Source organism: Paraburkholderia sp. FW306-2-2C-D06C (assembly GCF_058781505.1).
The window spans coordinates 1-612 of the sequence record NZ_JBYSWU010000154.1; the positions used below are offsets into that span (position 1 = coordinate 1).

1 protein-coding gene is annotated in these 612 nt (G+C 61.9%); it reads left to right on the forward strand.

Features of this window, described 5'->3' with window-relative positions:
- Nucleotides 1–612: EF-Tu C-terminal domain-related protein (locus tag AC3WLT_RS37280; RefSeq protein WP_492596545.1), on the forward strand; the 612-nt coding region annotated here is incomplete at its 5' end.

A 612-nucleotide genomic window follows, 5' to 3' on the forward strand; every position in this document is an offset into this window, starting at 1 on the left:
CTGGCCGACGCGCTGGACACGTACATCCCGACGCCGGAGCGCGCAGTTGATGGTGCGTTCCTGATGCCGGTGGAAGACGTGTTCTCGATCTCGGGTCGCGGCACGGTGGTGACGGGTCGCGTTGAGCGCGGCGTCGTGAAGGTCGGCGAGGAAATCGAAATCGTTGGTATCAAGCCGACGGTGAAGACGACCTGCACGGGCGTGGAAATGTTCCGCAAGCTGCTCGACCAGGGTCAGGCAGGCGACAACGTCGGTATCCTGCTGCGCGGCACGAAGCGTGAAGACGTGGAGCGTGGCCAGGTTCTGGCGAAGCCGGGTTCGATCAACCCGCACACGCACTTCACGGCTGAAGTGTACGTGCTGAGCAAGGACGAAGGCGGCCGCCACACGCCGTTCTTCAACAACTACCGTCCGCAGTTCTACTTCCGTACGACGGACGTGACGGGCTCGATCGAGCTGCCGAAGGACAAGGAAATGGTCATGCCGGGCGACAACGTGTCGATCACGGTGAAGCTGATCAACCCGATCGCGATGGAAGAAGGTCTGCGTTTCGCAATCCGCGAAGGCGGCCGTACGGTCGGCGCAGGTGTGGTTGCCAAGATTCTCGAGTAA